Genomic DNA, 8898 nt, shown 5'->3' on the forward strand with positions numbered 1-8898 from the left:
TCATCGGTTTCAAAAAATCCCCGGCGCCCGCGCGGAGGGCGCCGGGACGGATCACTCAGCGGCCTCGCCGATCTTGTCCTGGGTCCGGGTATCGAAATCCGACGCCTCGTGGCGTTCGTGAAGCTGGGTTTCCGGCTCGCCGAAGGCGCGGTTGACCATGCGCCCGCGCTGGACGGCGGGGCGGGCGTCGATCGCTTTCGCCCATCGCATCACGTTGGTATAGCTTTCCACCTCAAGGAAGGTCGCGGCGCTGTAGAGACGTCCCAGCACGAGTTGTCCGTACCAGGCCCAGATCGCCATGTCCGCGATGGTGTAATCTTCGCCCGAGACATAGGTATGCTCTGCCAATTGCCGGTCCAGCACATCGAGCTGGCGCTTGGTTTCCATTGCGAAACGGTTGATCGGGTATTCCATCTTGGTGGGCGCATAGGCATAGAAATGCCCGAAGCCGCCGCCAAGATAGGGCGCGCTGCCCATCTGCCAGAACAGCCAGGACAGCATTTCCGGGCGTTTCGCCGGATCGGAGGGCAGGAAGGCGCCGAATTTCTCCGCCAGGTGCAAGAGGATTGCGCCGCTTTCAAAGACGCGGGTCGGCGGCGAGGTGGTGTGATCCATCAGTGCCGGGATCTTGCTGTTGGGGTTCACCGCGACAAACCCGCTGCCGAACTGGTCGCCTTCGCCGATATTGATCAGCCAGGCGTCATATTCCGCCCCTGCATGGCCCGCGGCGAGCAGTTCCTCGAACATCACCGTGACCTTGACGCCATTCGGCGTCGCCAGCGAATAGAGCTGGAACGGGTGCTTGCCGACCTGCAATGCCTTGTCATGGGTGGCCCCCGCGATCGGGCGGTTGATGCTGGCGAACCTGCCGCCGCTTTCCGCGTCCCAGGTCCAGACCTCGGGCGGGGTGTATTCGTCGGGTTGATCGGTCATGGTTTCCGCCTGTCCTGTTTTCCAGATGGTTCACAGTTACGTCCGGTTTCCGGATTGTCCACACCAGGGGCTGTGCAATTCTGCGTCATGCCACGTTCGCCACTGCGCGAAGACCGGGGCGCGGGCGCGATGGCGTCCCGCCGGGTTTGAAGGCGCGCCGGAGCGGATTTCAACGCGAGGCGTTCGAATTCCGCTGATCCGATGCGCCGTCCGCATCGGGGACCGGGTCATAGCCCGAGCCGCCGAACGGGTGACAACGCCCGATGCGCCGCGCCGCCAGCCAACCGCCTCTGAGCGCGCCATGCTTTTCCAGCGCCTCCAGCGTATAGGCGGAGCAGGTCGGCTGGTAGCGGCAGTTGAAACCGACCCAGGGCGAGAAGACCAGGCGATAGGCGCGCACGGGCAGGGCAAGGATATGCGCCAGAAAGGTCATGGGTTGCCGTGCAGCTTGCGCAGGGCGAAGCGCAGGTCGTCTTGCAGCGCGTCAAAGGCGCGGGAGGCGGTGGCTTCGGCGCGGCCGATCAGGACATAGTCCCAGCCGTCGCGCCCGTCGGTCGGCAGGACCAGCCGGGCGGCTTCCCGCAGACGGCGTTTCGCGCGGTTGCGGGCCACGGCGTTTCCGACCTTCTTGGAACAGGTGAACCCGACCCGGATGCCAGCGGCTTCGTCCGGAGCGCGCTTGCGCCCCTGCACCATCATCGACGCGGTTCCCTGTCGCCTTGCGCGGGCGGCGCGCAGAAAATCGGCACGGTTCGCAAGGATGGTGATGGCGACCTGCAGACGAACGGAAACCGCCGGGGGCGCTATCCCTCCGGTGGCGGTGCCATCCGTTGGGGCCTCCGGCGGTATCATGTCCGTCAGAACGCGGCTGAGCCTAGGCGCTCAGAACCTTGCGGCCACGGGCGCGGCGTGCGTTCAGAACCTTGCGGCCCGCTTTGGTCGCCATGCGCGACCGGAAGCCGTGGCGGCGTTTGCGAACGAGGTTCGAAGGTTGAAAAGTGCGTTTCATCGCTGCATCTCCAGCTGGTTCGGATGGGCCCGGCGCGGAATCGCGGTCCCGTGGTGTCTCATGAAGCCCGTCCTCTAAAGCGGTGGAACACGTAAGTCAAACCCCGACGCGAAGGATTCGGCCGCAATTGCAACAATTCGAACGCCGGCAAACGCGCGAATGTGTCAGTTTCACCCCCGATCCGCCAAAACCCCACGATACGGGGTATGGCTCATCAAGGCGGCGTGATCCCCCTGTCGTTTGCCGCGCGATGGGCGCATGTTGGACCCACGATCGCCAAACGATACCAACTGGACATGGCTTGATGACCGTTATGCCGGATACGCCGAACCGCGGTTTCAGCCGCCACATTCCCCTGATCGTGATGCTGGTCGTCGCGGTGATCGGCGGTCTGACGTTGCGGGACCATATCAGTTTCGAGACGTTGCGGCAGAACCGCGAGTCCCTGCTGACCTTTCGGGATCAGAACCTGCCGGGCATGGCGGCCGTGTTCCTGCTGGCCTATGTGACCGTCGTTGCGTTCTCTCTGCCGGGCGCGGCCATCGCGTCGATCACCGGGGGGTTCCTGTTCGGGCTGGGTCTTGGTGTGTGCCTGAATGTCACCGCCGCCACCATCGGTGCCTGTCTGATCTTTCTGGCCGCCCAACTGGGCATCGGCGCGGTCGTGTCGGCCCGGCTTGAAACCTCTGAAGGCAAGTTGAAGCGGCTGAAGGACGGGCTGCGCGAGAACGAGATCAGCATCTTGCTGCTTCTGCGCCTGGTTCCCGCCGTGCCGTTTTTCGTTGCCAACCTGCTGCCGGCGCTGGTCGGGGTGAAGTTCGGCAATTTCGTCTGGACCACCGCGCTTGGCATCGTTCCGGGTGCCATCGTCTTCACCTGGATCGGCGTCGGGCTGGGCGAAGTGTTCGACCGGGGCGAAACGCCGGACTTGTCGCTTCTGTGGGAACCGCAGATCCTCGGCCCGATGCTGGGGCTTTGCGGCCTTGCCGCGTTGCCGATGGTGGTCAGGGTCCTGCGCGACCGGAACGGGATCTGAACGGATGGAGCGCGTCACGACGGATGTGCTGGTGATCGGGGCGGGGGCGGGCGGCCTGTCCGTCGCCGCCGGCGCCAGCCAGATGGGAGCCGACGTGGTCCTGCTGGAAGGCCACGAGATGGGGGGCGATTGCCTGAACTACGGCTGCATCCCGTCCAAGGCGCTGATCGCGGCGGCCAAGGCGGCACATGCGCAGGCCAACGTCGCGCAGTTTGGTATCGCGAACCAGGTGCCCAAGGTCGATTTCGCCGCAGTCATGGACCATGTGGCAGGGGTGATCGCTCAGATCGCGCCGGTGGACAGCCAGGAACGGTTCGAGGGGCTGGGCGTGCGGGTCATCCGCGAATTCGGCAGCTTCATTTCACCGACCGAGGTGCAGGCGGGCAATACGATCATCGCTGCCCGCCGGATCGTGATCGCCACCGGCTCGCGTCCACTGGTGCCGCCGGTGCCGGGGCTGACGACCGTGCCCTATCTGACCAATGAAACTCTGTTCGACCTGCGCGAGAAACCCGAGCACCTGCTGATCGTGGGAGGCGGTCCGATCGGCATGGAAATGGCACAGGCGTTCGTGCGTCTGGGGTCAAGGGTTACGGTGATCGAAGGCGATACGATGCTTGCCAGGGATGACCCGGAACTGGCCGCTCTGGTGGTCGAAAGGCTGCGCCGCGAAGGTGTCGCCATCGCCGAACAGGCGATGGCGGCGGAAATCCGCGGATCGGCCGGGGCCATCGAAGTCGTGGCACGGGACGGGCGCATGTTCCGGGGAAGCCATCTTCTGATGGCGGCCGGACGCAAGGCCAATACAGAGCGTCTGAACCTCGCGGCGGCCGGGATCGAGACCTCGAATACGGGCATCGCGGTGGATGCGGCCCTGCGCAGCACGAACCGCAAGGTCCATGCCATCGGCGACATCGCCGGTGGTCTGCAATTCACCCATGTGGCCGGATATCACGCGGGCGTGGTCCTTCGGTCGATTCTGTTCGGTCTGCCGAGCAAGGCCGAAAAGTCCCATATTCCCTGGGTCACATACACCGAACCGGAGCTGGCGCAGGTCGGCCTGACGGAGGTTCAGGCGCGCGAAAAACATGGCGCGGCGCTCTATGTCGCGCGGTTCCGGTATGACGAGAACGACCGCGCCATCGCCGAACGCAGGACAAGCGGGCAGATCAAGGTGATGGTCGTCAAGGGACGCCCGGTCGGAGTCAGTATCGTCGGCCATCAGGCCGGCGAACTCATCAACCTGTGGGCGCTGGTGCTGGCCAACGGGATGAAGATGCGCGACGTCACGTCCATGGTCGCGCCCTATCCAACCATAGGAGAGCTTAACAAACGCGTTGCCGGGGCCTATTTCTCTCCGAAACTGTTTGATAACCCTATGGTAAAACGCGTGGTGGGGCTGGTTCAGAAATGGATGCCCTGACCTGACACAAGGGGCGACATGCTGAACACGCTATCCGGCCGGTTCCTGATCCTCACGGTGGTCTTCGTGATGCTCGCCGAGGTGCTGATCTTCGTGCCGTCGGTCGCGCGGTTCCGCGAGGATTACCTGCTGAACCGGCTTGAGCGGGCGCAGATCGCGTCGCTGGCGCTCGAAGCCGACGACATGCTGTCCACCGAGCTCGAAGCCGAACTCCTGGAAAACGCGGGCGTGTTCAACGTGGTTCTTCAACGGGACGCGGTACGGGAACTCAGGTTGAGTTCGAAGATCCCTATGCCGATCGAGGCGACCTTCGATTTGCGCGATCCCGGAGCGTTCGTTCTGATACGGGACGCGATGATGCGGCTGTTCACGCCCGGCAACGCGGTGATCCGGGTGATCGGCGCCCCGGTCCGTGAAGCTGGCCTGCTGATCGAGATCACGATGGAAAGCGGCCCACTGCGGATGGCGATGATCGACTACGGCCTGCGGGTCCTGGCGCTTTCGGCGGTGATTTCCGCCTTCACGGCCGTGCTGCTGTTCCTGGCTGTCCGGGCGTTTCTCGTTCGCCCGATCAAGGGCGTCGTCGGCTACATGCAGCGCTACGCCGCGGCCCCGGAAGATGCGCGGGGAATCATCAGGCCAAGCGCCGGCGTTGCCGAACTGCGCGAGGCAGAAGAAGCCTTGCTGAAGTTGCAGACGGAACTGACCCATGCGTTGAAACAGAAGGAACGCCTGGCGCAGCTTGGCGGTGCCGTCGCCAAGGTCAGCCATGACCTGCGCAACATCCTGACGAGCGCGCAGCTCTTCACCGACCGCATCGAGGAATCGGACGATCCGCTGGTCCGGCGTCTGGCCCCGAAACTCGTCGGGTCGATCACCCGCGCGGTGTCGCTGTGCGAGAGCACGCTGGCCTTCGGACGTTTCGAGGAACCGGCGCCGACCCTCGGCCTCCTGCGGCTGGGAGAACTGGTGACGGACGTGATCGACAGCGAACGACTCGCGGTGGGCGACGGTGCTATCCGGTTCGAAGCGCAGATTCCGCCGCATCTCATGGTGCGGGCGGACCCGGAACAGCTGTTCCGGGTGGTGCTCAACCTCGTCCGCAACGCCCGCCAGGCCATCGCCGCGACAGGCGGCGAAGGAACCATAACGGTCTTGGCGCATGAAGACGACCAGGACTGGTGGATCACGGTCAGGGACACCGGTCCGGGCTTGCCGCAGAAGGCCGTCGAACACCTCTTCACCCCGTTTCAGGGCGGTGCCCGAAAGGGCGGCGCGGGGTTGGGGCTGGCGATCTCGGCGGAACTGGTGCGCGGACATGGCGGCGTCTTGAAACTGGCGCAAACAGGGTCCGATGGAACGGAGTTCAGCATCCGTTTGCCGAAAGGCGATGGAATGGCCTGACAGGTTCCGCGATCGGGTGCGTGCGCAGGACCGGCGGATTTTTGCGGCTTTCCCGCGGTTTCTCCTTGCAAACCCGTCCCGCCACCTCTAAATCGCGGCGCAGTGGACCGATAGCTCAGCTGGATAGAGTACTTGACTACGAATCAAGGGGTCGGGGGTTCGAATCCTCCTCGGTCCGCCACTACCACTTGAAATCATTGGAAAAATTTTTACCTGTTGGATTTTACCCGCCTAAAAGCCCGCCAACCCTTGAAGTGCTAGGGTTTGGCAGATGAAGGTTCCCAAAGTGGGGTCAGATTTGCAACTGGTTGCAAAGCCGTTGGAGCAAACGAGAGTTGAACACGAGGTTTAACCCGGCATTGCAATCGCAAGTCCTTTCAGCAACAGCTAGCGCTGTCGGCCCAAACCTGCCGTTCGCTAACTCAAGCAGGCGCTGCGGTGCGGCCCACCAGAACCGACGTTCGCCGCAAGCGCAAAAGGCCGGTTTAGCAGGCGGGGCAGATTGGTTCGGATAGCCCCCAACAGAAAGCGGCTTAACTTCCGTCCAGTTCATCAAGCTGATGCTGAATGTCGCTTGCGAGCAACTCAGACAACCGAACCATGCCGTGTAGACGCTCGAGGCGTTCTCGAAGCTTTTCTCTTTCCTCCTGCACACTTCGCTCACTGCTGCCATGCTGATCTTCGAGTTGATGAATCACTCTTACGATTGGGAGGTCGCGTGCCCCAGCCTCCGACGCGAGTTCGATCCACTCTTTAAGTTTTCCAGAAGTCTCAGCAGCGACGCGATCGAAGCACATTTGGATTAGCAGCCGGGCACTGTAGTCAATTATCTGCGATAGCTTCAGCCATTCCTTTGCTGATTGAGGCAAACCCGAACTATCTGCAACTTCCTGAGCTCGCGTCTGATAGAAGTAGTCGCGCTCGTCAGGATCCAAAGCCCTAATCGTCTCAACGATGGGCTCCAAGTCGCGAAACGGTCTGGCCGCAGTTGGAACAGAGAGTATGTGCTCCCATAGTTCAAAGATAGCTGCCCTACATTCCTGTTGTGTCGCGCTCGCGTCGTCTTCATCTCCTTGCTCGGCATCGGCAATTAGCTACGCCAAATGATGCGCCATCCAGCGACCTAGCGTATCGCAGCTTTGGTCGAGCTCCAGTTCTTGGACGATCTTTTTCCCAAGTTCGATTATCTTCTTATGTTGTTCGGTATGTTCCATCGAAGCCCATGGTTAGAATAAGTGTGTATGATGGCGTATAATTCCCTATCGATCTTTCGCGATTTCGATAGGAATCTCTCCTGAACTCCCGTTCAACTTGAATTTCAAAAACAAGTTCTCGATCTAGCCGCTCTAAACAAGCCAAGAGTGCGTCTCGCTGCATCTCGAGGCGAGAGCCTGTCTCTGCGGTCCGGAATTCCTGTTCTTGTTCCTTTCGACCCCATGTCAACGATCTGAACTGAACACCATCTGGTTCCGAACGATTGTGCCAGAAACGACATTCACTGTCTGATGACAGATCGAACTCATCGCAGAGCCAACTCGCCGGACGAAGGCTTGAAAAATGGACAACCCCAGCCCAAGGGTCATACTCGTCAATTCCTTCACTTCTTGAATCCGTGGCCACCCAACCTTGGAGCTGGAACGCCCCCGCATTGATCTCCAATTCATGGCCCGCCGGCGGAATGCGATAATCCATTGGATTTGTGGCGGTCTGTAAGGCTCGAACCAGCGATCCTGACCGCTCTGATGAGACAAGTGCGGAAGATATACGGACGAACTGCTCTCTGTCTCCGGCGACTTCCCTCCAGCTGCCCCAAACCGGAATGAAATCTTGATGCTCGATTTGCCTTAGCAATACGTCCTTCGATACCGAAGTTGGCCATTCATCCGTTTCTTCGGTGACTTTCCAATCGGGCCAATAGGGAGGCTTTGGATCGCGACGATCAGCCAACCAGTTGCCATCGGGTCGGGTGATCCAATGTCGTTCGATCCAATCTTCAAGTCGATCATAATAATCCGGGTTCTTCAGTACTGGAACATCATCGATCAGAGCGCCAGCGAGCTCCATCATCGCGTGATATGCATGATAGAAGCTTAGGCTCTCAACTCGCGGATAACTTCCGTGCGAGTGATGAGCTTTCATGTCTCGATAATAGCCTCGTTTACCTCGTGGATCTTCAACCCAAGCGCCGGTAGCTGTTGATTTCCACTTGTTTCGAATGACACTCAGAACGCGTCGTTCGATTTCCTTTTGCGAAATTCCAAAAACTCGCCCCAAGGGACTGAACCAATATTGAGGCAGGTCAATACCGAAGTAGTATCGGTCACCTTCATTTAACAGCTTGCTTTGTTTCGTTGGTCCAGTACTCGTGTCCTGCTTTGAGACTGGAGCAAAATTGGACGTATTGATTTCCTGCAACCTGGCAACCTCTTTCTCATCAAGCGTCACAGTACCATTCTTGTTCAACAGCAACGCGCATTGAGCGGCGAACCCGCGTATGATTGTGTGGGTCACCGTTGGCGAACAGGAGTCTAGGATGAATTCTATCAATTCCTGGGGGATACAATGGCCGGCATTGAGCGTTCGCCGAAGTGCGATCAATACCCATTGCTCAGCGGCATGTTGGTAGAACGGCAACGATAAATCATGGAAAATGTTGGGTTGCTCGGCATTCGCCAGCCGACCGAGAGCTCCCAAGACCTTGGTTTCACCGAAGCTGGCCAATAGGCATACGACGTGTGCCGCTTGCCATCGGGTTGATGCTTCAGGACTTGCCAAACTGGACCATAAGTACCCAGCCAAACCAGTTGTCGCATCAGAAGGTGGGAAGAGCTCAGGTCTCCATGCCCCATCTCCATCACTTTCGTTCATTTCCTTCTCAAAAAGAGCCAAACCGTAGCTCAAGGTATCTTGCGCTTCTTGCGGTGAAATCTGACTTGCTATCAGCCCTACAAGGGTCAACAAGCGCTGCGAATGGCTCTGTTGCACAAATTCCGTGTGGGATTCATCTCGTGAATCCAGCGTGGTAGCTGGGATGAATGAGCAGACCGACACCACCGACCTACAAGACCAGGAACTGGCCAGCCTATAACGAAG

9 protein-coding genes and 1 tRNA gene are annotated in these 8898 nt (G+C 60.1%); 4 read left to right on the plus strand and 6 right to left on the minus strand.

All coding sequences use genetic code 11. From position 1 onward, the window contains the following. Positions 1-51: 51 nt before the first annotated feature. The 4 genes from yghU to rpmH all read right to left on the minus strand — a co-directional run bounded on the left by yghU (position 52) and on the right by rpmH (position 1942). The gene (gene yghU, locus QO034_RS10015; RefSeq protein WP_284485384.1) at positions 52-933 is read right to left on the minus strand and encodes a glutathione-dependent disulfide-bond oxidoreductase; all 882 of its coding nucleotides are present in this window, start codon (positions 931-933) and stop codon (positions 52-54) included. 169 nt (positions 934-1102) lie between these two features. Further along, positions 1103-1366, minus strand: a complete 264-nt coding sequence (gene yidD / locus QO034_RS10020) for a membrane protein insertion efficiency factor YidD (protein ID WP_284485385.1) — start codon at positions 1364-1366, stop codon at positions 1103-1105. Continuing rightward, entirely contained in the window at positions 1363-1785 is a 423-nt protein-coding gene (gene rnpA, locus QO034_RS10025) for a ribonuclease P protein component (RefSeq protein ID WP_284485386.1), read from the minus strand. The genes yidD and rnpA overlap by 4 nt, the downstream gene beginning before the upstream one ends. Positions 1786-1807: 22 nt before the next feature. Next, positions 1808-1942: a 50S ribosomal protein L34 gene (rpmH, locus tag QO034_RS10030; protein WP_284485387.1), complete on the minus strand. Its 135-nt coding sequence runs from the start codon at positions 1940-1942 to the stop codon at positions 1808-1810. 304 nt (positions 1943-2246) lie between these two features. Between rpmH and QO034_RS10035 the strand changes: the two genes are divergently transcribed. The 4 genes from QO034_RS10035 to QO034_RS10050 all read left to right on the plus strand — a co-directional run bounded on the left by QO034_RS10035 (position 2247) and on the right by QO034_RS10050 (position 5986). Then, the gene (locus tag QO034_RS10035) at positions 2247-2978 is read left to right on the plus strand and encodes a TVP38/TMEM64 family protein (RefSeq protein ID WP_284485388.1); all 732 of its coding nucleotides are present in this window, start codon (positions 2247-2249) and stop codon (positions 2976-2978) included. Between the two features lie 4 nt (positions 2979-2982). Further along, the gene (locus QO034_RS10040; protein ID WP_284485389.1) at positions 2983-4401 is read left to right on the plus strand and encodes a dihydrolipoyl dehydrogenase family protein; all 1419 of its coding nucleotides are present in this window, start codon (positions 2983-2985) and stop codon (positions 4399-4401) included. Positions 4402-4419: 18 nt separating this feature from the next. After that, positions 4420-5805, plus strand: a complete 1386-nt coding sequence (locus tag QO034_RS10045; RefSeq protein ID WP_284485390.1) for a sensor histidine kinase — start codon at positions 4420-4422, stop codon at positions 5803-5805. Between the two features lie 104 nt (positions 5806-5909). Then, a tRNA-Arg gene (locus QO034_RS10050) sits at positions 5910-5986 on the plus strand. Positions 5987-6338: 352 nt separating this feature from the next. Here QO034_RS10050 and QO034_RS10055 read toward each other — a convergent pair. Beyond that, positions 6339-6740: a hypothetical protein gene (locus tag QO034_RS10055; protein WP_284485391.1), complete on the minus strand. Its 402-nt coding sequence runs from the start codon at positions 6738-6740 to the stop codon at positions 6339-6341. A 256-nt stretch (positions 6741-6996) separates the two neighbouring features. Beyond that, positions 6997-8898, minus strand: a 1902-nt coding sequence (locus tag QO034_RS10060) for a hypothetical protein (RefSeq protein WP_284485392.1), incomplete at its 5' end; no start/stop codon positions are given.

This window comes from Sedimentitalea xiamensis, assembly GCF_030164465.1.
GTDB classification, from domain to species: Bacteria; Pseudomonadota; Alphaproteobacteria; order Rhodobacterales; family Rhodobacteraceae; genus Sedimentitalea; species Sedimentitalea xiamensis.

Excerpts from the sequence above, each read along its gene's own strand:
- yghU (WP_284485384.1), bottom strand. The coding sequence starts at position 933 with ATGACCGATCAACCCGACGAATACACCCCGCCCGAGGTCTGGACCTGG.
- yidD (WP_284485385.1), bottom strand. The coding sequence starts at position 1,366 with ATGACCTTTCTGGCGCATATCCTTGCCCTGCCCGTGCGCGCCTATCGC.
- rnpA (WP_284485386.1), bottom strand. The coding sequence starts at position 1,785 with ATGATACCGCCGGAGGCCCCAACGGATGGCACCGCCACCGGAGGGATA.
- rpmH (WP_284485387.1), bottom strand. The coding sequence starts at position 1,942 with ATGAAACGCACTTTTCAACCTTCGAACCTCGTTCGCAAACGCCGCCAC.
- QO034_RS10035 (WP_284485388.1), top strand. The coding sequence starts at position 2,247 with ATGACCGTTATGCCGGATACGCCGAACCGCGGTTTCAGCCGCCACATT.
- QO034_RS10040 (WP_284485389.1), top strand. The coding sequence starts at position 2,983 with ATGGAGCGCGTCACGACGGATGTGCTGGTGATCGGGGCGGGGGCGGGC.
- QO034_RS10045 (WP_284485390.1), top strand. The coding sequence starts at position 4,420 with ATGCTGAACACGCTATCCGGCCGGTTCCTGATCCTCACGGTGGTCTTC.